The following is a 23,972-nucleotide window of genomic DNA, read 5'->3' on the forward strand; positions in this document are numbered from 1 at the left end:
CCTCGACCTTCAGACCTTGACGGTGGCGAGGGCGGCGGCGTACTGCTCCTCGCTGACAGGCTCCAGCCAGGTGGTCCCGTCGCCGTTGCCGTCACCGACCACCAGGGCGATGTGCGCCATGAGGGTCGTGTCGGTGGCGCCGTGCCAGTGCTCCTCGCCGGCCGGGCACTTGACGATCTCGCCGGCGCTCACGCGTACGACGTCCCCGTCGCGGGTGCCTACCAGGCCGATACCGTCGGTGATGTACAGAACCTGGCCGAGCGCGTGGGAGTGCCAGTTGGTGTGGGCGCCCGGGGTGAAGCGCACCAGACCGGCCGTGAGGCGGGCGGGCTCGGCGGGTGTCTCGATCATGTTGAGGTAGACGTCGCCGGTGAAACGCTCGGCGGGGGCCTTCAGCGTGGTGGTGGAGGTGATGTGTTCCATGGCTCTCTTCTTCGATCGGGAGGAGGTGCCTGGGCTGATCCTCAGGCGTTGCCGTAGGGGAGGTCGGATCCGAGCTCGCGCGAGGCCAGCCGTCGGCCTGCGCGCGCAGCGCGTCGGCCTTGACGGTGACGGCTCCGATCGCGTCGGCGACGAAGCGGCCCGGGCTGCTCCCGACTGACGAGGGTGAGCAGGGCGGTGGCCAGTTCTGCCTGGTCGCCGGACTGCTGACCGTTCATGGACTGCCAGACCCGGCTCGCCCGCTGCTATGAGTGGCGCGCCACCGTCATCGACGCCTTCTTCGACCTCGCCGACACGAGCATCACCGTACGCAGTCTGATACGGCAGGCATGGACGACCCACCGCTGGGACGAACGCCCGAACCGCCGACCATGACCCGCACCCTTCTCCGCACGACTCTTATCTGACCGCTGCTCGGTTGCCGCTGCCAGCGCTGTGGTGCTCTTGAGCGGCAAGCACCTGATCGGCGTGATCGATCGCCCACTGGCCGAGGGCAGCCAGTGGTCCGTCGGCGAGGCTGCCGCCCAACTCGGACAGCTCATACGCCACGGAGCGGTCGGCCGGCGTGGTGATCCGTACGACCAAGCCGTTGGCGTGCAGACGGTGAAGCGTCTGGGTCAGGACCTTGTCGCTGACGCCCGCGATGTCACTCAGAAGGTCGATCCGGCGGCGTCTGCCCGTTCGCAGCGCCATCAGTACCACTGGGTCCCAGGTGTGAGCGATCAAGTCGGCGGCCAGGCGCACCGCACAGTCGGCGGCGAAGGGCGGGCAGTGGTCGTTCACGCGTCTCTTCCTACCGGATTCGGGCCTACCGATCGGTAGGCCCGAGGTTCCTACCGTAGCGAGGCATCAGCCCTTCGAGGAATGAGAGAGCGACGTGCGTATCGGAATCCTGGGCACCGGCGTGATGGCCTCGGCACTGGCGGAGGCGTGGACGCGACGTGGACATCACGTCCTCGTCGGAGGCCGTTCACAGGACAAGGCTCGGGCGATCGCCGAGCGGCTCGGCGACGCGGTCGAGGCGGTCGACCCCGTGCAGGTGGCCAGGGCGAGCGATGCCGTGGTCGTGGCAGTGGCATGGGAGGGGCTCGACCAGGTGCTCGCTCTCGCCGAGGCCGACGAGGGGTCGTTGGCGGGCAAGGCCGTGATCGACTGCACCAACGCAGTCGACTACACCTCCGGCCTGCTCAAGCCGCCCACCGGGTCGGTCGTACAGCACATCGCCGAGCGAGCCGTAGGCAGCCGGGTGGTCAAGGCGTTGCACCTGTTCGCGGGAACGGGCTGGCTGGCGCCGACGCCGTCGGGGCAACCGAAGCGGACCGTGGCGATGTGCGGCGACGACGACGCGGCGCTCGGCATCGCCGCCGAACTGATCCGCGACCTCGGTGGCGTGCCCGCCGTGATAGGCGGACTGGAGCACGCCCGGCAGCTTGAAGACGTGGCGGGTTTCGTCATGCGGCTGGTCGCGGCGGGCCACAACCCAGTCACCGCCGTGCCCGTCGTCGACCGGTCGCAGGACTGACCACGTCGCTCGTCGCATGCGCTGCGAGACGACCGGCACTCGCACCCGGCAGCACCCATCCGGGGTCAGGCAGTGCGGTCACGATCTCCGCCGGACTGCGGGCCGGATCGAGGCACTCATGCCGGCCCGGATAAGTGTCTACGATTTCGGCATGCAGCGCAGCGATGTCACGAGTGACGACGGCACTTGGGTGGGCCTGTCCCTGGACGTACAGGATCGCCGTCTGCCAGGGCTGTGCGTGTTCAGTGCCGGGGCGCGGCTGCTGGTCTCCCGGCGGTCGCGCCCTGTGCTGCTTGCCGTTGTCGACGAGCAACTCCAGGGCGTGGACTTCTGGCGCACCGACGAGTACCGCTCCGTCGTTCCCCCGTTGCGCGCCGATGCGGGGCGTGCCCTGGCGGGCAGCCCGCAACGATGGGCCCACCGCTTCGCGCAGTACCTCATCGACTCGCTGGACAGCCCGCTGCACGAGGGCCGATGGCTGCTCTCATGCCAGAATCCGCTCCTGCGGTGGCGCCACGCCGATACTTCACACGCCGAGTACTGGCGCTCGATGCTCATCGACGGCCATCCGGACGGCTACATCGACTGGTTCTTCCACTCCTGGGGGTGGGAGGTCCTTCCGCTGCGGCCGATGCCCGATAGCGACGACAGCCGGGTCAAGGCGTACCGCAAGCAGGCCCGGGAAGGAACGCTCCCACCCGTCCTGCTGTGGTGGGTCAGCGGCCTGGACTGCCATCTCGTCCTGGACGGCCACGCCCGGCTCGCGGCGGCGATCGCCGAATCCGTCGAGCCTCCGCTGCTGCAGTTGCACCGCACGGTGCCGCGCGATGACCTGGCCGCGCGCATCGATGAGGCAGTGGGCTTCTACGAGGACGAACTGGCACGCTTCGCCGAACTCCGCGCGGTCCACGGTCCCACTGTCCCGGACGGTGCCGCCACCACCGGCCCTCAGCTCGTCCGCCTCCTCCACGACCTGAACACCGCGCAACAGCCGAGCTGGGCCTGGCCCCTGTCCGGCGGGGAGGCCCAGTGGCGCCGCATTGCACGCCAGGTGACCGCCGGCCAGGACTGGCCCCGTACCTGAGCCCTGCCGGATCCCTCCATCACTGGTGACAGGGTGTGGTGGATTCGCCGCTGGACGAGGATGCTGCTGCGCGTCCGAAGATATGGGTAGGGACATGCAGGACGGGCCGCCGCAGAAGAGGGCGGGGCATACCGCGGCGGCGTCCACGATGCTGCGGTCGGCCATTGGCGAGGAGACGCCACATGAGGATCATCGTCACGGGTGCGTCAGGATTCCTCGGGCGTCTGCTGGTCGGGCGCCTGCTGCGGACGCGGACGTTCGACGGCGTACCGATCACCCGGTTGGTCCTCGTCGACCACGTCGTCGGGCCGGGCTTCGCGTCGGCGGACGACCCGCTTGTGGACGTGGTGCACGGTGATCTGACCGACCGTCTCGATGACGTGTTCGCCGAGCCGGTTGACGTGGTGTTCCATCTTGCCGCTGCCGTGTCGGCCGAGTGCGAGGCGGACTTCGACCTGGGTATGGGCGCGAACCTCGACACCACTCGTGCTCTGCTGGAGGCGGCTCGGGCGCAGTCGCCGGCCGGCGGGGCCGTACCGCGGATGCTGTTTGCCAGCAGCCTCGCCGTCTATGGCTCCACCCCGGAGCTTCCCCTGCCGTCCGTGGTCAGCGAGGCGACTGTGCCCCTGCCTCAGTCGAGTTACGGAACGCAGAAACTCGTGTGCGAACACCTGATCGCGGACTTCACTCGCCGTGGCTTCATCGACGGCCGGGTCGTCCGACTGATGACCGTCGTGGTGCGGCCCGGGCGGCCGAACGCGGCTGCCTCGGGCTTCCTGTCCTCCATCATCCGCGAGCCACTCGCCCGACTCCCCGCAACCTGTCCCGTGGCCCCCGGCACGCAGGTGGCCCTGGCCTCGCCGCGACGCACCATCGAGGGAATCCTCCGTGTCGCGGAGGCCGAGCGCGGCACCGGACCGGGACGCCTGGAGGGTCGCCTGCCGGTCAACCTTCCCGCACTCACGGTCGGCGTCGCCGAGATGCTCGCCACGCTGCGACAGGTGGCCGGCTCCGCCGCCACCGACCTGGTGACCTTCACACCCGACCCTGCCATCGCGGCCGTCGTCGGTTCGTGGCCGGCCGTCATCGACAACCGGCGCGCCGCCGGGCTCGGTCTGGAGCCCGACCCGAGTTTCCTGTCAGTGGTCCAGGACTACGTGACAGATCACCCCGACGCGGTCACCCTTCACCGCCCTCGCGGGTAACGCTGACGCCGCTGCCCGGGTGATCGCGCGGGTGCTCTTCGTGGCGCGCGTGAACTCTGGACAGGCGGACCTGGCCGTGCTGTCATGTCCGCGGCACCATTTCCAACGTTGTAGAAGATCGCAGCGCTTCCCGCCTCCTTCCGCATTCACGCTGTGGATCCGCTTCTGGATGATCCGGCGTTGTCCGGCGTTGTCCGATAAAGAGACAACGTTGTCGCACTGCAAGCCGACTCCTCTCGAAGGCAGGTCACCCGCATGTCAATGAGCAGGCGGAAAATCCTCGGTATGGGCTCCAGCGCCTTGGGAGCCGCGGCTCTCGGAGTCACTTTCGCGGGAGGTGCGGCCGCGGCTCCCCAACCGCGAGCCGAAACGCAGGTGCCCGACCGATTCCAGAAGCTGCCGCCCGGCAGTGTGGTCGCCCGTGGCTGGCTCGCCGGCCAACTCCGTTTGCAGCTCGACGGATTGTGCGGCACGTACGAAAACCTCTCGCACTTCCTCGACCTCTCCACCACCGGCTGGGTTCACCCCGAGCGCAACGCCTGGGAGGAGGTGCCGTACTGGCTGCGCGGCTACATACCGCTGGCCATCGCCACAGGGGACGCACACGCGCTGACCCGCTCGCGCGAGTGGGTGGACGGGATCCTCGCAACCCAGGACAGCGACGGCTTCTTCGGACCGCGCGCCTTACGCACCGCACTCAACGGCGGCCCGGACTTCTGGCCTTTCCTGCCGCTCCTGCAGGCCCTGCGGACACACGAGGAGTACACCCACGACCAGCGGGTCGTGCCGTTCCTGGTCCGTTTCCTTCGCTACATGAACGCCCAGGGGCCGGGCGCCTTCAACACCAGCTGGGTGTCCTACCGTTGGGGTGACGGTCTCGACATCGTCGTATGGCTCCACCGCCGGACCGGCGAGGCGTTCCTGCTCGATCTCGCCGCCAAGATGCACACCTACGGCGTCGACTGGACCGGCGCCACCCCGAGTCGGCACAACGTGAACATCGCCCAGGGCTTCCGGGAGCCCGCTCAGTATGCCCAGTTGACCGGTTCCGCCGATCTCACCCGGGCCACCTATCGTGCCTACGACGCCGTCATGGGCACCTACGGACGGTTCCCCGGTGGCGGGTTGGCCGGCGACGAGAACTTCCGCCCCGGTTTCACAGACCCCCGGCAGGGCTTCGAGACCTGCGGCATTGTCGAATTCATGGCCAGCCACGAGCTGTTGACCCGGATCACCGGCGATCCGGTGTGGGCGGACCGCTGTGAGGACCTGGCCTTCAACATGCTCCCGGCCTCCCTCGACCCCGACGGAAAATCCGTTCACTACATCACCAGCGCCAACAGCGTCGACCTCGACAACCGTCCCAAGACGCAAGGGCAGTTCCAGAACGGCTTCGCCATGCAGGCCTTCCAGGCCGGCGTCGACCAGTACCGGTGCTGTCCGCACAACTACGGCATGGGCTGGCCGTACTTCACCGAGGAACTCTGGCTCGCCAGTGCCGACGGCGGTCTCGCCGCCGCGCTCTACGCTCCGAGCAGGGTCCGAGCCACGGTCGCCGGCGGAACGACGGTCACCGTCACCGAAGAAACGGGCTATCCCTTCGAGGACACGGTCACCCTCACCGTCTCCACGCCCCGTCCCGTGCGCTTCCCCCTGCAGTTGCGCGTGCCGGGCTGGTGCAAAGGGCCGCGGCTACAGGTCAACGGCACTTCAGTGGCGGCCTCGGACGGGCCGTCCTGGGCGCGGGTGGAGCGAACCTGGCGCGACGGCGACGTCGTCCGTCTGCAGTTGCCTCAGCAGGCCAAGCTGCGTTCCTGGCCCGGCCAGCACGGCGCAGTCGGCGTCGACAGAGGTCCGCTGGCCTACTCTCTGAAGATCGGCGAACGCTACGACCGCTACGCGGGAGATGACACGTTCCCCGCATACGAGGTCCACGCGACCACCGCATGGAACTACGGTCTCCTCCCCGAGACCCCGCTGACGCCCGTACAGACCAGTGCTGTCGTGCCGGATCAGCCGTTCACTCCCGGCACGACGCCTCTGCACATCTCGGCGCAGGTCCGGAAGATCCCGGAGTGGGTCGCGGACGACGAACATGTCGTCGCACCGCTCCAGGACAGTCCCGCCCGCAGCGAGGCTCCAGTGGAGACGGTCACCCTCATCCCCATGGGCTCCGCGCGGCTTCGCATCACGTCTTTCCCCACGGCGGCACCCGACGGCCGGGCCTGGACGCCGGAACCACCCTTCCGCAGGCTCGCCAACAAGAACAGCGGAAAGGTCCTCGCCGTCGACGGGATGTCCACCGAGAACAGCGCACGCGTCGTGCAGTTCGACAACACGGGGACGGGTGACCACGCCTGGCAGCTCGTCGACAAGGGGGACGGCTGGTATCTGATCCGCAACGGCAACAGTGGCAAGGTACTTGGCGTCGACCGCATGTCCATGGACAACAGCGCGATCGTCGTGCAATTCGAGGACAACGGAACAGACGATCACTTGTGGACTCTGGTCGCCAACGGCGACGGCTGGTATCGCATCCGCAACAAGAACAGCGGCAAAGTCCTAGGCGTGGACCGGATGTCCACCGACAACAGCGCGCAGGTGGTCCAGTTCGACGACAACGGAACGGCCGACCACTTGTGGCGGTTCCTGTGAACTCCTGAGCCAGGCGCGGCGATGGACCAGCGGTCGTGGCCCGGAGTCTCATTGGCCGCGGCAACCGGCTTGGCCCGTTCCTGCAAGCCGGCTGCTGCGACGCCGAGTGGGCCGGCCTCAGCGCGTCGCTGTCATGCGCGGCCGTCCGTCGCGGTCGCTGTGGGCGCCTTGTGGTGGGCGTGCGGGGTGAAATACGCGGGTGCGTGGTCGATCGGCAGGCCGGGTCGCCAGGCTGTGAGGATCCGGGCGCTGCACACGCACAGACCGTCAGGCAGCCGGTCCAGGGGGTACCGGGCGCAGTTGTCGGCACTCTCCTCCGGTTGCTTGGCCGGCCGGCCCTGCCAGGCGCCCACGACGGCGCCGACGGTGACCCGCACGACGTCATCGACGTGGTCGACGAGTGTGCCCAGGAGCGTGACGTCGTCGGGCCGTGTGATCAGCCCGGTTTCCTCGGCGAGTTCACGGATCACGGTCGTTTCGAGGGATTCCCCGGCTTCGACGGTTCCGCCGGGCAGTGGTCCTCTCCGTCGCGTTCCGAGAACCAGCTTCCGATCATCCCGGCGAACCTTCTACTCTCAGGGCAGGTGAAGTTGGGCTCTCGCCCATGCCGCGGGCTCCCAGACCCCGAGCCGTGACTCACTTGTGAGGCCAGCTGGAGCCGCATCGCCGACTGCGCGGCTCCAGCCTCGCGCCCTCCAGGACGTGCAGGCGAGGCAACCCCCGCAGCCCCGCGCCGGCGTCCGGAGGGCACTCGCGCGAGGAGTGACCGGGGGGAGCCTCGGTCCCTCGCGCTCCCGGCCGCCGCCGCGCAGCGCGGCGGCGGCCGGGCCCCGGGCGCGCTCAGTGAGATCGACTGGACCTCGCTGAGACGGGACTTCACCGGAAGCGGGACAGGTCTTCGTGAGGTGATCGTGCGCCCCGTCGTCGCAGGTACCGGCAGAGCGGACCACCAGGCCCGTGGTCGCGCTGTTGTCCTGGCGCGACGCTGCCAGATGCCTGTCATGATCGTCTTCATGGGGATAGACATAGCGTCGGCCCAGGTGGCCGACTTCCACCAGGTCTTGAGGGATCACCCCCGCTACTGGGGTGAACGCGACCTGCGCTCTCTGCACCTTCTGGCATTGGTGCAGGAGTTCGGATCCATGTGCCTGGTTGCCCGTGCCGAGGACGGAATCCGTGGGTACGTCTTCGGGTTTGTCACGCCGAACGGCACCGGCTACGTGCATCTGATCGCGACGCGGGACGATGCCCGTGGAACGGGTCTCGGGCGCCGTATGTACGCGGCGTTCGCTGAAGCGGCGGAGCGTCACGGTGCACGGCGGTTGAAGGCGATCACGTCCGTCGAGAACGCCGGATCAATCGCCTTCCATCGCGGCCTCGGCTTCGACGTGAGGATTGTCGACGACTACAACGGCCCCGGCCGGACCATGGCCGTCTTCCACCGAGACCTGCCGCTCGACATCTCGGCGCCCTGACCGACCAGCCGCCACTGATGTCGATCCCCAAGCCGTAGGCGGGGTGGACGCGTCCGTCAGCCTCTCCTGAAATGTACCTGTCGGCCGCGGGTGGTTGTTCTTCGTGGCGAGTACCGCTTGCCTGCGCGGCTGCCGTCTGAAGGCAGGCAAGCAGGTCAGCCGCGGGCCACGAGGGGGAGCCGGGCTCGGCGGCATCGAGATCACCCAAGAAGAGCTTGCGGTCGGTAATACGATTTCGTAATATACGAAATCGTGAAGTCCGAATCCGTATCCCCCGAACGGTCCGCGCTGCTGACCCTGCAGCGCGCGACCCACGCCACCTTGCACCTGATCGCCACCGAACTCGTCGACCTCGACCTGACCGCCTCCGAGATCAACGCACTGGCCAACCTCGCCGACGGTACGGGTCGCACCGTGTCCCAACTGGGCGCAGCCGTCGGTGCGCGTCCCACGACTCTGACGAGCGTGCTCGATCGTCTGGAGCGACGCGGGCACATCACCCGTGGCACGCGCGCCGGTGACCGCCGCTCGGTGCTCATCGAACTCACCGAATCCGGGCACGCGACGGCAGGGCTGATCAAGCAGACGCTGAACGATCTCGAGAGGCGGGCGCTGGACGGTCTGCCCGCTGAGGCGGTCGCCGGCTTCTACGCCGTCCTGGATGCGCTGACGCGGGAGGGGAGATGACGGCGCCCGACGACCGCGTGCACGAGGAGCCCTCGCCGTTCACGGAGTTGATGGGAGAGGTGATGGCCGACGCCGAACGCTTCGGGCACCGCCAGCACATTCACCTCACGTGGTTGGCCGTCCGGCGGAACGGAACGGCCGAGGCCGTGGACCTGGTCAGCGACGGCATCCGGCGCACCGCCCGCTACGCGGGCGTTCCGCAGAAGTACAACTCCACCGTCAGCCGTGCCTGGGTCGAGCTGGTGGGTCACCACGCGGATGAGTCGGACGCCGCCGACTTCGACAGCTTCGCGAGCGAGTGTCCCGCGCTCCTCGACAAGAAGCTGCTGACTCGTTTCTACCGGCCCGCAACGCTGGCAGACGCGGCGGCCAGGACCGGTTGGGTCGAGCCCGACCTCGCTCCCTTCCCTTGGCGTCAAGGTGTCAAGGCCTGAAGGAGTGACGGGATGCGGCCTACTTCTGCTCCGTACGCTTCATCCTCCGATGTGCCGTCGTGTGCCGTTCACTTCGCGCGCTCACCGTACGTGCCGAGTCCATCCGAACGCGGTGGCAGCGGTGTGCTGGGCGAGTTCGGGCAGGCAGCTGCGAGCGGAGAGCTGAACGGCCGCCGTCGGAGCGGGCAGTTCATGGGAGATCCGGATCAGTGGCGCATGCGATGGAGGCCGTCACCGTGTCCTGCCGCGTAGGAACGGGTCGCACCAACTCCGGTACTGAGGTGCGTCGTGACGGCATGTCGGCCGGCGACCGGTTCGGGGCGCCGACACGGGCGGCGCTCGGGGCCGCCCGTGCCGTGTCGGGATCAGGACGTTCGAGAGGCCCTGCCGAACAGCCGGCCGGCCAGGTCGATGCCTGTGACCGTGCCGTTGGCGTCGCGGGAGAAGTAGCCGCGCTGCCCCTCGAGGCCGCCTTCGGTGATGACGTAGTCGTCCCCGTCGCCGGGAAGGAAGCCGATGCTCGCGGCCGGGTAGTCCGGAGGCATGTCTTCGTCCGATGCCTCGCGGATCTCCGTCTTGATTCCGACCTCCAAGGTGAGGCGGGTGCCGTCGGTGGCGATGTCGAGGTTCAGGGCGTCGATCTCGTAGTGGCCGACGACTTGTTGGGCCTTTGCTTCGTCGTACGGGAGCGGCTCCGCCGTCTTTTCGGCGAAACCGAGGTAGTGCTCGAGCGCCCACCGCACGACGGACTGGTTGAACGGGTAGCCGTCCGGACCGACGTTGGCCAGGGATGCCACTGCGAAATTACGCTCGGGCACGATGAGCAACTCGGCGAACTGGCCGTTGCCCGATCCGCCGCTGCCGATCCCGTGGAGGCCGTCGAAGTCGTGCAGGAACCAGCAGATGCCGAAACCGTCGCCGAGCGAGCTGCCGCGCATTTCGACTGTCTGCTCCCGCATCCGGTGCAGGTCCGCGGCGGGCAGCACGCCGTCGCCGTCGCCGAGTTGGAACCGTGCCCAGCGCAGCAGATCGCTCATCGAGGAGGCAAGGCCGCCGCCGGGGTTGTCGCCGCGGGCGCCCTCTTTGAACGCGTTCCAGGGCCGGGCGGCTCGCAGTACCCCGTCCTCGCCGCGGTTGTAGCCCACGGCGAACTTGCGGATCATCACCTCCGCCAGTCCGTACACCGTGTCCTCCAGGCCCACCGGCTCCAGGACGAGTGAGGTCATGGCCTGCTCGAAGGGAAGCCCGGTGACCTTCTCGACGATCCGGCCGGCCAGGTTGTAGCCGGCCTGGCTGTACGAGGCGCGGGCCCCGGGCGGTGCGATCAGTGGAAGTCCGGGCAGTTTCGCCACCAGCCCGGCCAGGGAACGGTCGCCCTCGCCGTCGTCGATCAGGTTCCAGTCCAGGCCCGCGGTGTGGTTCAGCAGGTTCAGGACGGTGATCTGTGCCGCGGCCTGCTCGTCGGCCAGCTTCAGTTCGGGCACGTAGCGCTGCACCGGCGCGTCCAGGTCCACCTTTCCCTGGGCGACCAGACACATCAGCGCGGTGGCGGTGAAGGTCTTGGACACCGATGCCAGAGGGAAGAGGGTCTTCTCGTCGACCGGCAGCGGGTTGGCGAGGCTGGTCACACCGTGCGAGGCGTAGATCTCCTGGCCGTCCAGCAGCACCCCGACGGCGACACCGGGAACGCCGAGCTCCGTGGCCTGCGACGTCACGAACTCCGACAGCTTGTCCTGCGACATGGCTCCCCCGTCCGATGATTGAACTAAGTACGAGTAGGAGCGTAGGACTCGCTTGAACAAAGTGCAAGACCCGTCATGAACTAAGTTCAAGTACTCTGGTGGCCATGCCGCGAGACACGCTGACCGCAGACCGGATCCTTCGTGCGGCCATCGAGCTGCTCGACGACGAGGGGTTGGACGGCCTCAATATGCGGAGCCTGGCCCAACGCCTCGGCTCGGCCGCCACGGCCGTCTACTGGCACATCAAGAACAAGGACGACCTGGTCCGGCTCGCCAGCGACGCGGTCTGGAGCGAGGTCGAGGCGCCCGATCTCGACGCCACTGACTGGCGCACGGCGGCCGCCGCCCATGCCGTCGGCATGCACGCGATGCTCACCCGACACCCCTGGCTCGTCCAGGCGTTCGGCAGCCACCTCCTGCACGGACCCGCCCAGGCCCGGCACAACGACCTCAGCCTGGCCATCTACGAAAAGGCGGGTTTCGCCGACGCGGACGCGGACCGGGCGGCAGGTGCCGCGCTCGCCTTCGTGCTCGGCAGCACGCTCGGTCCCGCCGCGCAGGTCTCCCTGAACCGTCGGCTGAACAGGAGCGGCGCGGACGCCGAGCAGCTGATGGCGGATGCCATGAAACGCGCCACCGAGACCGCCCTGCAATTCCCGCACCTGCGGAAACGCCTCGACACCACGGCCGCCGCGGAGTACGCGGGAGCGCCCGACAAGTCCTTCGAGTTCGGCCTCCAGTCCCTCCTCGACGGCTTCGAGGCCCGCCTGGCCGCCGACCGCGCGGGGGCAGGCCGGTGACACGCACGCCTACAGGACGGTGGGGGCCGATATCAGGGCACCCGGTTCCCGGCCTCGACGGTCAGCCACGTGCTCTTCTTCGGACGGCGGTCCTCGGGGGAGCCCCAGCTCGGCGGTGATCCCACGTGGGCGGAGAGCTGCCTCGTTCTCGGAGAACCATCTCGTGAGCGCGGCCGGGAGGTTCGGCGGTCATCGGCCGCTCCCGTCCGCGGGGTGGGACATCTGGAAGGCGAGGCGTTCATCGGCCTGATCACCGATGCGCGTGAGCACGCTGTCCAGGTCGAGGAACTCCTCCCAGACCGACCTTCCGCTCGCCACCACCAGTCCGGCGACGACAAGGTCTTCGAGTTCGGGGACCCGCTTGTTCTTCCAGATCTTGTCGGCCAGGCTGACCAGGAGGTCTTCCATTCCGGCCTCCTGGGCGGTCCAAGCAGCGTGCGTTGCGGCGAAGCGTGCCATGACGGAATCGACGCCTTGCGCCATGAGCAGCGCACGGCCGGCTTCCTCGTGTTGTGCGCCGGGAGCAGACAACTCGGCAGGGTGCAGGCTCTTTCCGATGTCGTGGGTGGCGGCCCCGAAGAGAACAGCCTCCGCGTTGATCCCCAGATCCAGGTTGCGGCCGGCGATCCATTCGAGAAGTTGCCCTGCAACGTCGTGGACTGCCCGCAGATGGGCGACCAGGCGCGGCGGTGCGTCAACGTCGTGAAGCAGTTCGGCAGCTTCGATCGGCAGTGGACGGAGCGGGGGCTGATCGGTGTCATGGAGGGCGATCGACAGTACTCGCGAGGTCGTCACCGCGGCAGGGTAGCCCTGGCTGCTGGCTGCTGGCTGCTGGCTGCTGGCTGCTGGCTGCTGGCTGGTCGCGGTGGGTGTCTGGTTGGGTGGTTGGGTGGGTGCGACAGCAGCGTGGACCGACCGTCGGGTTGTGGATGGCGGTGTGGTTGTGCGGGGGTTTCGTTTGTCCCGGGGTGCTGGTGTGGTTCCGGGGGTGCTCTGGCTGGGGCCTTCTCCCATCGCGTCGCCTCCTCCACTGGTCCTGTTGGGGCACGGGGGCAGTGGGCACAAGAGCAGCGAGCGGATCTGTGCTCTGGCTCGCTGGTTCGCGTCGCGTGCCGGTGTTGCCGTGCTCGCGATCGATGGGCCTTACCACGGCGAACGAGTCCCCGCTCCGTTGCCTGCCGCGGAGTACCAGGCCCGTATGGCCGAGGAGGGGATCGATGTCGTCCTCGACCGGATGACGGACGACTGGCGGGCGGCTGTGGACGCCCTCGGTGCCTCGGGCGTCGCGGACACCGGCAGCCTCGCCTACCTGGGGATGTCCATGGGAACGCGGTTCGGCATCCCGTTGGCGGCCGCCTTGGGCGGCCGGCTCCGTTGCGTGGTCCTCGGCAAGTTCGGCCTTCGGCAAGGACCAGGTCTGCACAAGGGCCTGGAGTCGCCGGAGCGCATCGCGGCGGACGCCCGGCGGATCACAGCCCCCGCCCTGTTTCACGTCCAGTGGCACGACGACATCTTTCCCAGGGAGGGCCAGCTGGCCCTCTTCGATGAACTGGGGTCACAGGACAAGCAGTTGGTCGGCTACGCCGGTCCCCACGGCGAGACAAGGCCTGATGCCGCAGCCCTCTGGTGCGAATTTGTTTCCCGCCACGTGGCGGCTCAGCTCGGGCGGTGAGTCTGCGGTGGCAGTTCAGGATGCGGGCGACGCCGTTCGGTGCGGTGGCTCACGTCGTGCCGGACTTGCTGCGCCAGGTCCAGAGGGGCAGGGCAGAGCAGGGCAGGGGTAGCGGTCAGGGGTGTGCGGGTGTCAGGAGGCTTCCCAGGTGAAGCCGTCCGGGTCGGTGAATGCCGTGGTGGAGCTGGTGACGGCGACCCGGTGTGATCCGCTGCCGTCGTTGGGGACGCCGAGGTCCTTGGCCAGGCCGGGGCGCTTGTAGAGCGCGAGTTTGACCTGGTTCGGTTCGGCAGTGGCGAATTCCGCGTACTTGCCGCCGAAGCTCTTCGCGACGGTCAGGCCCTGCTCGACGTAGAACCGCTTGCTCGCTTTCACGTCCTCGACGCCGAGCAGGAGCACTGTCTCGTCGATGGTTCCGGTGGCCGGGCCGGTGTCCTTCTTCGCCGAGGTTGCGATCTTCCAGATCGTTCCGTCCGGGGCCTGTACGACGCCGCCGTAGCCCCACAGGGATTTCGACGCGGGCTTCAGTGATGTGGCGCCGGCCGTGAGAGCGGTGTCGATGAGGCTGCTGACGTCGGCCGGCTGGGACACGGTGAGAGCCAAGGTGAATCCGCGGAAGCCGGTCGTGGGTGCCTCGGAGGCGCGCAGGCGCAGCTGGGGGCCGAGTTTGAAGGCGGCGTCGTAGAAGTTCTGGGCGGTGGCGGAGTCGTCCACCTCGAGGGTGACGGATGCGATGGAAGTCATGCAGATCACGCTAGCCGCGGCTCGGTGACGGTGGCTTCTTCAATCCTGCTCGATCCGGTCACCGGGTGGTTCACCTGCCCTGCCGTCCTGGGCGGACTGCCCATTGTGCCGGGTTCGTGGAGTGGCGAGGAAGGGCCGGCCGGCTGCGGGAGCGGTTGCCCCCTCCTGCCCGTCCTGCCCTTCTTCAACATCCGGTGACTGCCTGGCTCGCGATGAGCTGTCGGTAGGGGGCGCAGCGTGCGAGGAGCGTGGGGTGGTTGCCGGTGTCGGTGATGGTTCCTTGGCTGAGCATGATCACGTGGTGGGCGTGCTGGACGGTGGAGAGGCGGTGCGCGACGACGATGACGGCGCGTGTTGTGGCGAGGTCTTCGATGATGGTGCGGAAGCGCTGTTCGTTGAGGCCGTCGAGTTGGCTGGTGGGTTCGTCGAGGAGGACGATCTCGGCGTCGGAGAGCAGGGCGCGTGCGAGTGCCATGCGTTGTCTCTGGCCGCCGGAGAGGTCTGTTTCGCGGCCCAGGCGGATGTCGAGGCCCTGGGGGAGGCGGGTGATGTCTTCGGTGAGTCCGACGGCGTCCAGGGCGGTGGCGAGTTCGGTGTCGGTGGCGGGGGTGGTGCGGCCGAGCTGGAGGTTCTCGCGGGCGGTGGCTTCACGGGAGCCATCGCACCGCAGGCCCGCCCCCAACGGCCTTGGTACGGCATGCCTGTGTCGTGCTCCTACGTGAACACGCGTCGCCGGTAGCGTAGTTGCCGAGCAGGTGCCTCGCCGCCGCGTGCGACCTCGCGGCCCGGCTGCCGGCGTCGGGGCGTCGACCACGTTCGAGGAGAGCTCATGTCCGGTAGTGCGAGCGGCAGTTGGTGATCCGGATGCCCGCCGGTCTTCACGGTCGTTTGACAGCACCGGGTGCGGCCGGCGCGGCACGCCTGGTTCACGCTGAACTGTCAGTATCCGAGGCTGGGTTCGTGGTGTGAGTGACTACTGCGAACCTGTTCCTGGCGGTGGACCTGCCGCCAGACCTATCCGAGCCGACTCTTCAGGAACCGATTGGGTTCCATGCGCAAGGGGGTCTTCCTTGGGTGACCGTGCCTGATGTGAGGTGGCAGTACGGCCCCGCCGCAGGCCCGAAAGGTCCGCGTACGTTCGACGAAGAGACCTGATGACGAGTAGGGAGACCCCATCGTGGGCGACATTGTGGTCCAGAAGGTTGTTCGGCCCGCGCGCGTGAAGTCGGGCCCATGGCTGGAGGTGATCGCGTCGAACCTGGAGTACCACCGAGCGACCTTCATGTGGAAGTGCGAGGGGCTCTCGGACGCGGAGCTGCGGCAACGGCCCTTGCGGTCTTCGGAGTTGACCCTGCTCGGGCTCATGCGTCATCTGCAGGGGGTCGAGCGTGCCTGGTTCCAGCGGACGCTGGCGGGCGCAACGCCTCGGTTCTTCTCCTACCGCACCTCCGTCACCGCTGCCGGTGACGAGTGGTACGACGAGTCGGACCCCACGTCGGCCATGGAGGTCTACGAGGACTACTTGAAGGCGTGCGAGGAGTCGCGGCAGGTCTTCGCGCAGGTGACCGGCGACCCCGCGCGGATCGTGCCGAACCCGGAGTTCGGGCACACCGATGTGCGGTTCGTGCTCGAGCACGTGATCGAGGAGTACGCCCGCCACGTCGGACACGCGGACCTCCTGCGCGAAGCCATCGACGGCGCCACCGGTGAGTGACCCGTCCTCTGGCCACCGCGTGGCTGGTGCCGTCATGCCGTGACGGCGGACGAGCGTCTGGCGCAGTGGTCATCGCGCAGCCACAAGCTGGAGTTGGGCGGCGGTCGGACCAGGACGTGCTGGAAGGCTCCCGGCCCGGCACGGAACAGGTGGTCCGGCCGTTGACGGTGACCTGTATCTGATGGCCGGTGGCCGGGCTGCCCTGGCTCCGTGGGCTCGGACAGCCTGCTCCCATGCCACGGCCAAGCATCTCAGGAGGCGCTGCGGACATCACGGTCTGCCCGGTGGGTCTCGCCGACCTGGTGACCGATGTACGCGAGCCCGGTGTGCCTGTGCGCCCCGTCGTCTTTAACGGATGAGCCTTCCAGGGATCGGTGCGGGGAGCAGACTATCGGCGTGACTGAGAGCTGCCCGGCTGATTCGTTCCTGCCTTGTGCCGCCGTGCTCTGCGATGTCGACGGCGTACTGCGGCACTGGCCCGCTGACGACGACATTGAGCAGGCCCACGGGCTGCCCGCCGGCTCCCTCGCCGCCGCGGCCTTCGCGCCCGCTCGTGTCAACCCCGCCATCACAGGCGAGATCACCGACGAACAGTGGCGGTCCAACGTGGCGGCGGACCTCGCCGACACCTGCGGCTCCCGCGAGCGGGCTCGCGCCGCCGTGACCGCCTGGTCCGGTCGCGCCCCGTTCGTGGACCTGGAACTGGTGGCCCTGCTCACCCGGGTCCGCGAGGTCGCCCGCGTCGCCCTGGTCTCCAACGGAACGACCCGTCTGGAGCAGGACCTCGCCCGTCAGGGACTGGACGGCGTTGCCCACACGGTGGTGAACACCGCCCGCATCGGCGTGGTGAAGCCCGATCCCAGGATCTACCGCATCGCTGCCGAACGCGTCGGGGTCACCGCTGAGCGCTGTCTGTTCGTCGACGACATCGCGGTGAACGTCAGGGCGGCCCGCGAGGCAGGCATGACAGGTCTCCACTACCGTCGGATCGACGATCTGCGCACAGCGCTCGTGCCCCTGCTCGGACGCTAGCCGCCGACGGCACCTTGTGCGGCGGGGTCCGACAGCGGTGCGACACGAACTCCCGTACGCACCTCGGTGGTTCCACCTGGGAGAATCGCCCAGCGATACGACCCGTCGGAACCTCGAACAGAGCCTGCCAGCGGGCGGAATCTGTGCTGTGACCTGCGGCCACCACCTGATCTTCCGCCTTCACACACCGATGATCACCGGTGACCGCAGGCCTTTCCGGACCGGCCCCGACCGTCCGGTGCCGGTGAACTTCGTGAGCGTGTCAGCGAAGGCTGGGTGAGCGCGCACCGCGCGGCGTCACGCCGGGATCATCAGTGGCCGGAGTGGTCCGCGAGCCAGTCCAGGGCGGCCCCGCCCGTGTTGAGGACGGAGATGTGTCCGTCGTCCGGGCTCAGTCGCAGTTCTGCCGCGGGGCAGCGGCTCGCGAGCCACTGGCTGTGCGAGCTGGGCACGATCCGGTCCTGGCCGCCGTGCAGGAGGAGGACCGGCGCGACGACCTGCCCGGGGTCGAATCCCCAGGGCGTGACATAGGCCAGGTCGTCGTCGATCAGCCCGCCCGGACCGGCCGCCACGGCTGGACCGACTACATCACCGAACCAGGACCACTCACCAGAGAGTGCGGCGTGATCGGCCGGGGTGAACATGTCCGGGTCGTACTGGGCACCCGCCTCGTAGCTCTCCTTCGCCGCTCGCCCCGCGGCGGCCGCGCGCAGGGACCCCACCCCGGAGTCCGTCATACCTGCGAACCAGTCGAGCCCTTCGGCGCCGAACGGGGCCAGCCCTGCCACGCTGACCACGGCGAGGACACGTTCTGGCAGCAGCGCGCCGCATGCCAAGGCGTGCGGACCGCCACCGGAATGGCCCATGACTACGAACTGATCGATGCTCAGCGCGTCGGCGATGGCCGAGACGTCGGCAGCCACCGATGCCACGTTCCGGTCCGGGCGAGGGGTTGATCCCCCGTATCCGGGACGGTCGTACGACACCCAGCGGATGCCGAGCCGGGCAGCGGCCGGGAAGAGGGGCTCGGGTGGTGCGCCGATGTTCGGCGTGCCGTGGTGCCAGAAGACGGCGAAGCCGTCGTCCGAGTCATCCGCGCCGGTGTCGTAGACATGCAGCCTGCGACCGTCGCTCAGCTCCAGGTCGGTCTCCGTCACATCGCCACCTCTGACGCCTCAGCATCCCCGGTCACTCTACAACTGGCGTACAGGTACTCCAGGCGTAGATCGTGAGGATGCTGGTCGGTGCGGGTGTCCGGTCTCAGGAAGTGGTCTCACCGGTCTCGGCCGGCAGGGCGGCCGGATGGCCTTGGGCGCTTCAGTGGAGGTCGATGACGAGACCGCTGTCGGCGACCGCGATGTCGCCGTCGTACACCCGGCGGGCAGCGTCTATGGAGACATGTGGGTCCGATCCGGGCCACAGATGGGTGAGCAGGAGGCGACCCACATGCGCTTGAGCGGCGTACTGGCCGGCCTGCCGCGCGCTGGAGAGGTACTGCGCGGAGTGCTCGGGCACCTCCTCGGCATAGGTGGCCTCGGCGATGAGTACATCGGCATCCCGCGCCAGGTCCGTGATGTCGGGGCACGGCCCGGTGTCACCGGTGTAGGCCAGCCGCCGCCCACCCGCCGTCAGCCGGATGCCGGCGTTGGGCACCCAGTGAGGCAACGACCAGGTCGCCACCTCGAGCGGACCGATCTCGAACCGTGCGCCCGGTGTGAAGTCGTGCAGCAGGTACGAGGCGTCCAGCATTCCCGGCCGGTCCAGTGCAAGGACCGCATCGAGTGCCCGGGGTGGGGCAAAGACAGGAAGCGCGGGCGGCGGGTCGTTGTCCAGCGCCCTGGCCCGCAGCAGCGGGTTCAGGTCGGAGCAGTGGTCGGGATGGCCGTGACTGATCAGGACCGCGTCGACGCCCTGGGGAGTCGTGTGCTCCAGCAGCCGGGGAAGGGCGGCGTAGCCGAGGTCGACGACGAGCCGGAAGCCCTCGTGCTCCACGAGGAAACCACTGCACGCCAGACCAGCCGACGGCCACGCACCACAGCCCCCCAGCACAGTGATCCGCATGGGCATCACGATACGAGACCCGCCGGCCGGCTCGTGCTCCCTCGATCGCAGGAGGCTGCCCGTTTCCTCGGCAGGGCGGGTCAGAGGCGGAGAAAGCGGGTGGGTTGCTCATGGCGCGGCCGGCCGGCGGCTCGTACGAGTGCGCCTGCTGCCCGGTCTCGGGGCCCCTGGGCCTCTGGGTCAGCTGCGGGCGAGCGCGCCGGCGAGCGCTGCCGCGCCGACCAGTTCCGCGTTCTGTCCGAGCTGGGCGGGCAGGATGTCGAGGGACGCGGCGATCGCCGGCTGGGCGTTGTGCTGCACCGCCGAGGCGACACCTTCCAGCAGGGGGCTGCCCATGGCCCCGAGTTCGCCGCCGATGATGAGTGCGGCCGGGTTGAGGAGGTTGCTCAGGACGGACAGGACCCCTCCGAGCATGCGGCCCGCGTCGTTCAGGATGCGCCGGGTGGTGGCGTCGTCCGGAAGGTCCGCGAGCGACGCGTCGGGATCCAGGTTGGGATGGGTGTGGGCGACCTGCGCCATGACCGGGGAGACGGAGACGACTGCCTCCAGGCAGCCGCGTCGGCCGCACCGGCACAGTTCCGTGTATCCGTGCAGCGGTGTGTGGCCGATCTCCCCGGCGAAACCGAGCGATCCCCGGTAGGGCTCGCCGCCCAGCACGATGCCCGCGCCTATGCCGTGGGACACCTTCACATAGAGGAAGTCCGTGTAGCCCCGGCCGGCGCCTCGCCGCAGTTCACCGTAGGCGCCGAGGACGGCGTCGTTCTCGACGTGGACCCGCAGACCCAGCCGGTGTTCCAGCTCCCGTCGGGGATCGAGGCCGACCCAGCTGGAGAGGATGGTGGGTGAACGGACCAGGCCGGAGGCCGAGTCCAGCGGGCCGGGAATGCCGACGACCACGGTGGAGAGGTCATCGACGTCGTGGTCCTGGCGAAGGGCCCTGAGCATCTCTGCGGCGGCGTCCATGGCCTGGGCCGCACACAGGTCGATGTCCAGGTCGGCGCGTCGCTGGGCGATCATGTGGCCGGAGCCGTCGACGACGGCGACGTTGATGTGGTTGTGTCCGAAGTCGAGTGCCGCGGAACTGCTTCGGCGGGAGACGCATCGCAGGACGCCTGCGGGGCGCCCGCTGCCGCTGCCCGGTCCCTTGGCCGCCGGATCGCCCTCCGCCACGCGCCCCTCGGCTATCAGCCGCGAGACGGCGTGGTTGACCGTGCTGCGGGACAGACCGGTGGCCTCGACGAGGTGCGCGCGCGTGAGGGCCCCGCCGCCCTGCATGACACGGAAGATCTCTTCTCGGGTCCTGTTGCGCGGCGAGGAGCGATCGGAGGTCACGTCCATGCGCCGATGATAGTGATCGCCTCCCATTACGCCAATCATTGGCGTAATTGTTGCCATGGTTTGACGCAAAACCCGAGAATCGCAGTGGTTTTCAGTCATTGACGGACTGAAAGGTGCTCCATAACCTCCTCTTGCGTCCAGCTCTCAGCCGGACGGGGACAGAGAGGACGCTGCCGATGACCTTCCTTGCGCGACACCCCCGGACCAGACCGGTGATCGTGGCCGCCGCAGCCTCGGTCGTGGCGTCCACGCTGATGTTCGGTGGGTGGATTCCCGCGGAGGCGGAGGCCACCGATCCCCAGTCCGTGGGGCTGGAGGAGGCCGACGCCGCGCTGTCCCGCCAGGCGGCCGAGCAGGGCATGGTCCTGCTGGAGAACCACGAGCGGGCACTCCCCATCGAGCCCTCCGGCAGCATCGCCCTCTACGGCGTCGGCGCCTACCGGACCGTCAAGGGCGGCACCGGCTCGGGCAACGTGGACAACCGGTACACCATCACCGTCCGCCAGGGCCTGGAGAACGCCGGCTACACCGTGACCACCGGCGACGCCTACTGGTCGGCCATGACCAGCGCCTACGACACCAAGTACGGCACCCCCTCCGGCGTCCTCATCGGCCCGGCGATCGACTACGCCTCCGTGGAACAGCCGCTGACCGCGGCGACGGTGAAACCGACCGCCGAGACCGGCACCGCCGTGTACGTCATCGCACGCAACTCCGGTGAGGGATTCGACCGTTCCTCCGGCAAGGGCGACTATCTCCTCGGTGACATCGAGCGGGCCAACCTCGAACTGCTCGGCCGCACCTACCGGCACGTGGTCGTGGTCATCAACTCCGGCGGCATCATCGACACCAGCTTCTACCGGCAGATCAACGCCGCCGAGAAGGACTCCTCCGGCGGCCGGGCACTGGACGCGATGCTGCTGATGAGCCAGGCCGGCCAGGAGAGCGGCAACGCCCTGGTCGACGTCCTCGACGGGACCACCACCCCCTCCGGGAAGCTCACCGACACCTGGGCGTCCAGCTACTCCGCCTACCCGGCCTCCGGGACCTTCGCGAACAACGACGGCAACTCGGCGACCGAGGAATACAGCGAGGGCATCTACGTCGGCTACCGCTACTTCGACTCCTTCTACCGCACGATCAACGAGAGCGATCCGGCGTCCGTCGTCAACTACCCCTTCGGCTACGGCGGTTCCTACACCGACTTCGGCATCCAGACCCAGAAGGTGACCGCGAACGCCGAGCACGTGACCGTCACCGCCAAGGTCACCAACACCGGACACCGCTACAGCGGCAAGGAGACCGTGCAGGTCTACGTCTCCGCCCCGCAGGCTGGTGCCGACAAGGCCTACCAGCAGCTGGCCGGGTACGCGAAGACCGACAACCTGCCGCCCGGTGCCTCGCAGACCGTGACGATCCGCTTCAACACCTCCTCACTGGCCTCCTACAGTGAACCCCGTGCCGCGTGGGTCCTCGACGCCGGCGAGTATCTGGTCCGCGTCGGCAATTCCTCCCGTACCAGCCACGTCGCCGCCAAGCTGAACCTGGCGAAGGCCGTGGTGACCGAGCAGGACCACGCGGAACTGACCGACCAGAAGCCCGCGGCCGAACTCTCCAGCACCCCGGCCGACTTCTACACGTACGCCGACGAGGAAGGGGAGATCGCCGCCGCCCGGCGCATCACGCTCGACCCCAGCTCGTTCCACACCCAGAACAACGCCTCCGCCTACGAGCAGGACGTCACCGTCGACTCCTCCTCGCCCTACTACGCCCTCGACGGGGCGCAGGTCTCCTCCACCACCGTCTACCTCGACCGCGGTGAGACGGACTGGGAAGGAACCGGCGCCCCTTACACACCCAAGACCGGCGAGAGGGTCCAGTACGTCCGTCCCGACTCGGGCGACACTCTGTACGACGTCGTCAAGGGCAGGACCTCGATCGAGCGGTTCGTCGCCGGACTCTCCGTGAAGCAGCTGGCCGACCTCGTGGAAGGCTCCGGCGTCCCCGGCACCACCGCGTCAGCCGTCGGGGCCGCCGGATACACCACCGGCGCCCACGAAGACCTCGGCATCCCGAGCATGACCCTGTCCGACGGGCCTGCCGGGCTCCGGCTCACGCAGCAACTGCCCACCACCCCGGCCACGTACCAGTACGCCACCGCCTGGCCCATCGGCACCCTCCTCGCCCAGACCTGGGACCGCGACCTGGTCGATCAGGTCGGCACCGCCGTCGGCAAGGAGATGAACGTCTACGGTGTCGCCCTGTGGCTTGCCCCCGGCATGAACATCCACCGCGACCCGCTCAACGGCCGCAACTTCGAGTACTACTCGGAGGACCCCCTCGTCTCCGGACTCACCGCGGCCGCCACCACCCAGGGCGTCCAGAGCAACCCCGGCGTGGGCGTGACCATCAAGCACTTCGCCGGCAACAACCAGGAAACCGCCCGCAACTCCGGCAACGACATCGCAGGCGAGCGGGCCCTGCGCGAGATCGAGCTCAAGGGCTTCGAGATCGCCGTCAAGGCAGCCCAGCCGATGTCCGTCATGAGCTCGTACAACAAGGTCAACGGGACCTACGCCTCCGGCAACTACGACCTGCTCACCGACGTGCTGCGCGGCGAGTGGGGGTTCAAAGGCACCGTGATGACCGACTGGGGCGGCGCTCACGGCGCCACCCGCACCATGTACTCCGGCAACGACCTCATCGAGCCCGGCGGCAGACCCTCCGACATCGTCAACGCGACCGTCAAAGCCACGCCGACCATCGACATCACCGGCCTGCCCGCCTACACCAAGACCGCCAGAAGCACCGGCTTCACCAGCTACACCTTCCAGCTCGGCGGACTCACCCTGGCTGCCGGCGGCACCGCCGGCATCACCTCCACCGTGGACTCCTCGACCGACCTGTCGAAGGCTCCGCTGTCCGGCACCACCGTCATCGACGCGATCAACAACCAGACCTACACCGCCCACCCGAAGTACACCTCGGTCGAGGACGCCTACCGGGCCGTCCAGGACCTGCTCGCCTCCTCCGCCCTGACCGCAGCCCAGAAGGCGGCGATCACGGTCTCGAACGTGCAGCACGCCACTGCGGGAGACACCGCGAGCCCCGTGACCGCTTACACCGTCACCCTCACCGGCAACTACCCCGCCGCCAGCGCCTACACGATGCGCCTGGGCGACCTCCAGCGCAGCGCGATCCGGATCCTCACCATGGCGTCCAGGACCACCTCGTTCCAGCAACTGGCCAGGTCCCATGACGTGGGGGAAATCTCGGTGGGCTCCTACACCAGGCAGTTCAAGGACCTCGACCCGGCGGTCACCTCCACCAAGGGCCGGGTCGACCAGTCCCACCACAAGCACTGAC

At 68.5% G+C, this 23,972-nt stretch carries 21 protein-coding genes and 2 pseudogenes; 13 read left to right on the plus strand and 10 right to left on the minus strand.

Features of this window, described 5'->3' with window-relative positions:
• Positions 1–9 precede the first annotated feature (9 nt).
• A complete protein-coding gene (locus tag N4G66_RS29850; protein WP_261707358.1) occupies positions 10–423 on the minus strand; it encodes a (R)-mandelonitrile lyase in 414 nt (137 codons plus the stop codon).
• A 249-nt stretch (positions 424–672) separates the two neighbouring features.
• Here N4G66_RS29850 and N4G66_RS29855 point away from each other — a divergent pair.
• Positions 673–816: pseudogene (locus N4G66_RS29855) on the plus strand (IS5/IS1182 family transposase); the annotation flags it as partial.
• A 24-nt stretch (positions 817–840) separates the two neighbouring features.
• On the opposite strand, the gene N4G66_RS29860 reads toward N4G66_RS29855, so the two are convergent.
• A complete protein-coding gene (locus N4G66_RS29860; RefSeq protein WP_261707359.1) occupies positions 841–1,224 on the minus strand; it encodes a winged helix-turn-helix transcriptional regulator in 384 nt (127 codons plus the stop codon).
• A gap of 94 nt (positions 1,225–1,318) precedes the next feature.
• Here N4G66_RS29860 and N4G66_RS29865 point away from each other — a divergent pair, with 94 nt between their 5' ends.
• The 4 genes from N4G66_RS29865 (at position 1,319) to N4G66_RS29880 (ending at position 6,907) form a co-directional block, all read left to right on the plus strand.
• A complete protein-coding gene (locus N4G66_RS29865; RefSeq protein ID WP_261707360.1) occupies positions 1,319–1,963 on the plus strand; it encodes an NADPH-dependent F420 reductase in 645 nt (214 codons plus the stop codon).
• A 151-nt stretch (positions 1,964–2,114) separates the two neighbouring features.
• A complete protein-coding gene (locus tag N4G66_RS29870) occupies positions 2,115–3,047 on the plus strand; it encodes a hypothetical protein (RefSeq protein ID WP_261707361.1) in 933 nt (310 codons plus the stop codon).
• A gap of 182 nt (positions 3,048–3,229) precedes the next feature.
• Positions 3,230–4,252 (plus strand): D-erythronate dehydrogenase, encoded by a 1,023-nt coding sequence (denD, locus tag N4G66_RS29875; RefSeq protein ID WP_261707362.1) that lies wholly within the window; start codon positions 3,230–3,232, stop codon positions 4,250–4,252.
• A gap of 255 nt (positions 4,253–4,507) precedes the next feature.
• Positions 4,508–6,907 carry a beta-L-arabinofuranosidase domain-containing protein gene (locus N4G66_RS29880; RefSeq protein WP_261707363.1) on the plus strand — a complete coding sequence of 800 codons (2,400 nt, stop codon included), beginning with the start codon at positions 4,508–4,510 and terminating at the stop codon, positions 6,905–6,907.
• A 131-nt stretch (positions 6,908–7,038) separates the two neighbouring features.
• Here the strand turns inward: N4G66_RS29880 and N4G66_RS29885 are convergent.
• Positions 7,039–7,458: pseudogene (locus N4G66_RS29885) on the minus strand (NUDIX domain-containing protein); the annotation flags it as partial.
• A 450-nt stretch (positions 7,459–7,908) separates the two neighbouring features.
• On the opposite strand from N4G66_RS29885, the gene N4G66_RS29890 reads away from it, so the two are divergent.
• The 3 genes from N4G66_RS29890 to N4G66_RS29900 all read left to right on the plus strand — a co-directional run bounded on the left by N4G66_RS29890 (position 7,909) and on the right by N4G66_RS29900 (position 9,503).
• A complete protein-coding gene (locus tag N4G66_RS29890; protein WP_261707397.1) occupies positions 7,909–8,382 on the plus strand; it encodes a GNAT family N-acetyltransferase in 474 nt (157 codons plus the stop codon).
• A gap of 252 nt (positions 8,383–8,634) precedes the next feature.
• Complete coding sequence (locus N4G66_RS29895) at positions 8,635–9,069, plus strand: MarR family winged helix-turn-helix transcriptional regulator (RefSeq protein ID WP_261707364.1); 435 nt, start codon at positions 8,635–8,637, stop codon at positions 9,067–9,069.
• Positions 9,066–9,503 carry a hypothetical protein gene (locus N4G66_RS29900; RefSeq protein WP_261707365.1) on the plus strand — a complete coding sequence of 146 codons (438 nt, stop codon included), beginning with the start codon at positions 9,066–9,068 and terminating at the stop codon, positions 9,501–9,503. Before N4G66_RS29895 ends, N4G66_RS29900 begins: the two co-directional genes overlap by 4 nt.
• 365 nt (positions 9,504–9,868) lie before the next feature.
• Here the strand turns inward: N4G66_RS29900 and N4G66_RS29905 are convergent, their stop codons facing one another.
• Positions 9,869–11,245, minus strand: coding sequence for a serine hydrolase domain-containing protein (locus N4G66_RS29905; protein WP_261707366.1), 1,377 nt, complete (start codon positions 11,243–11,245; stop codon positions 9,869–9,871).
• Between the two features lie 104 nt (positions 11,246–11,349).
• Here N4G66_RS29905 and N4G66_RS29910 point away from each other — a divergent pair, with 104 nt between their 5' ends.
• Positions 11,350–12,045 carry a TetR/AcrR family transcriptional regulator gene (locus N4G66_RS29910; protein ID WP_261707367.1) on the plus strand — a complete coding sequence of 232 codons (696 nt, stop codon included), beginning with the start codon at positions 11,350–11,352 and terminating at the stop codon, positions 12,043–12,045.
• Positions 12,046–12,234: 189 nt separating this feature from the next.
• On the opposite strand, the gene N4G66_RS29915 is transcribed toward N4G66_RS29910, so the two are convergent.
• Positions 12,235–12,840: an HD domain-containing protein gene (locus tag N4G66_RS29915; RefSeq protein ID WP_391858908.1), complete on the minus strand. Its 606-nt coding sequence runs from the start codon at positions 12,838–12,840 to the stop codon at positions 12,235–12,237.
• Positions 12,841–13,243: 403 nt separating this feature from the next.
• Here N4G66_RS29915 and N4G66_RS29920 point away from each other — a divergent pair, with 403 nt between their 5' ends.
• Positions 13,244–13,717 carry a dienelactone hydrolase family protein gene (locus N4G66_RS29920; RefSeq protein ID WP_391858907.1) on the plus strand — a complete coding sequence of 158 codons (474 nt, stop codon included), beginning with the start codon at positions 13,244–13,246 and terminating at the stop codon, positions 13,715–13,717.
• A gap of 132 nt (positions 13,718–13,849) precedes the next feature.
• Here the strand turns inward: N4G66_RS29920 and N4G66_RS29925 are convergent, their stop codons facing one another.
• Complete coding sequence (locus N4G66_RS29925; RefSeq protein WP_261707369.1) at positions 13,850–14,461, minus strand: glyoxalase; 612 nt, start codon at positions 14,459–14,461, stop codon at positions 13,850–13,852.
• Between the two features lie 184 nt (positions 14,462–14,645).
• Positions 14,646–15,143 carry an ABC transporter ATP-binding protein/permease gene (locus N4G66_RS29930; protein ID WP_261707370.1) on the minus strand — a complete coding sequence of 166 codons (498 nt, stop codon included), beginning with the start codon at positions 15,141–15,143 and terminating at the stop codon, positions 14,646–14,648.
• Positions 15,144–15,638: 495 nt separating this feature from the next.
• On the opposite strand from N4G66_RS29930, the gene N4G66_RS29935 reads away from it, so the two are divergent.
• Both N4G66_RS29935 and N4G66_RS29940 read left to right on the plus strand, forming a co-directional pair.
• A complete protein-coding gene (locus N4G66_RS29935; RefSeq protein WP_261707371.1) occupies positions 15,639–16,175 on the plus strand; it encodes a DinB family protein in 537 nt (178 codons plus the stop codon).
• Positions 16,176–16,571: 396 nt separating this feature from the next.
• Complete coding sequence (locus tag N4G66_RS29940) at positions 16,572–17,207, plus strand: HAD-IA family hydrolase (RefSeq protein WP_261707372.1); 636 nt, start codon at positions 16,572–16,574, stop codon at positions 17,205–17,207.
• A gap of 311 nt (positions 17,208–17,518) precedes the next feature.
• Here N4G66_RS29940 and N4G66_RS29945 read toward each other — a convergent pair whose 3' ends face one another.
• The 3 genes from N4G66_RS29945 to N4G66_RS29955 all read right to left on the minus strand — a co-directional run bounded on the left by N4G66_RS29945 (position 17,519) and on the right by N4G66_RS29955 (position 20,606).
• The gene (locus N4G66_RS29945; RefSeq protein WP_261707373.1) at positions 17,519–18,364 is read right to left on the minus strand and encodes an alpha/beta fold hydrolase; all 846 of its coding nucleotides are present in this window, start codon (positions 18,362–18,364) and stop codon (positions 17,519–17,521) included.
• A 160-nt stretch (positions 18,365–18,524) separates the two neighbouring features.
• Positions 18,525–19,268 (minus strand): MBL fold metallo-hydrolase, encoded by a 744-nt coding sequence (locus N4G66_RS29950; protein ID WP_261707374.1) that lies wholly within the window; start codon positions 19,266–19,268, stop codon positions 18,525–18,527.
• A 180-nt stretch (positions 19,269–19,448) separates the two neighbouring features.
• Positions 19,449–20,606: an ROK family transcriptional regulator gene (locus N4G66_RS29955; RefSeq protein ID WP_261707375.1), complete on the minus strand. Its 1,158-nt coding sequence runs from the start codon at positions 20,604–20,606 to the stop codon at positions 19,449–19,451.
• Positions 20,607–20,782: 176 nt separating this feature from the next.
• On the opposite strand from N4G66_RS29955, the gene N4G66_RS29960 reads away from it, so the two are divergent.
• Positions 20,783–23,971, plus strand: a complete 3,189-nt coding sequence (locus N4G66_RS29960; RefSeq protein ID WP_261707376.1) for a glycoside hydrolase family 3 protein — start codon at positions 20,783–20,785, stop codon at positions 23,969–23,971.
• The last annotated feature ends 1 nt before the right edge of the window (position 23,972 follow it).

Source organism: Streptomyces rhizosphaerihabitans (assembly GCF_025399795.1).
Taxonomy (GTDB): domain Bacteria; phylum Actinomycetota; class Actinomycetes; order Streptomycetales; family Streptomycetaceae; genus Streptomyces; species Streptomyces rhizosphaerihabitans.

Bases quoted from the DNA above. Each gene is read 5' to 3' on its own strand.
- N4G66_RS29850 (WP_261707358.1), bottom strand. From the start codon at position 423: ATGGAACACATCACCTCCACCACCACGCTGAAGGCCCCCGCCGAGCGT.
- N4G66_RS29870 (WP_261707361.1), top strand. From the start codon at position 2,115: ATGCAGCGCAGCGATGTCACGAGTGACGACGGCACTTGGGTGGGCCTG.
- denD (WP_261707362.1), top strand. From the start codon at position 3,230: ATGAGGATCATCGTCACGGGTGCGTCAGGATTCCTCGGGCGTCTGCTG.
- N4G66_RS29880 (WP_261707363.1), top strand. From the start codon at position 4,508: ATGTCAATGAGCAGGCGGAAAATCCTCGGTATGGGCTCCAGCGCCTTG.
- N4G66_RS29890 (WP_261707397.1), top strand. From the start codon at position 7,909: ATGATCGTCTTCATGGGGATAGACATAGCGTCGGCCCAGGTGGCCGAC.
- N4G66_RS29900 (WP_261707365.1), top strand. From the start codon at position 9,066: ATGACGGCGCCCGACGACCGCGTGCACGAGGAGCCCTCGCCGTTCACG.
- N4G66_RS29905 (WP_261707366.1), bottom strand. From the start codon at position 11,245: ATGTCGCAGGACAAGCTGTCGGAGTTCGTGACGTCGCAGGCCACGGAG.
- N4G66_RS29910 (WP_261707367.1), top strand. From the start codon at position 11,350: ATGCCGCGAGACACGCTGACCGCAGACCGGATCCTTCGTGCGGCCATC.
- N4G66_RS29920 (WP_391858907.1), top strand. From the start codon at position 13,244: ATGGCCGAGGAGGGGATCGATGTCGTCCTCGACCGGATGACGGACGAC.
- N4G66_RS29925 (WP_261707369.1), bottom strand. From the start codon at position 14,461: ATGACTTCCATCGCATCCGTCACCCTCGAGGTGGACGACTCCGCCACC.
- N4G66_RS29950 (WP_261707374.1), bottom strand. From the start codon at position 19,268: ATGCGGATCACTGTGCTGGGGGGCTGTGGTGCGTGGCCGTCGGCTGGT.
- N4G66_RS29955 (WP_261707375.1), bottom strand. From the start codon at position 20,606: ATGGACGTGACCTCCGATCGCTCCTCGCCGCGCAACAGGACCCGAGAA.
- N4G66_RS29960 (WP_261707376.1), top strand. From the start codon at position 20,783: ATGACCTTCCTTGCGCGACACCCCCGGACCAGACCGGTGATCGTGGCC.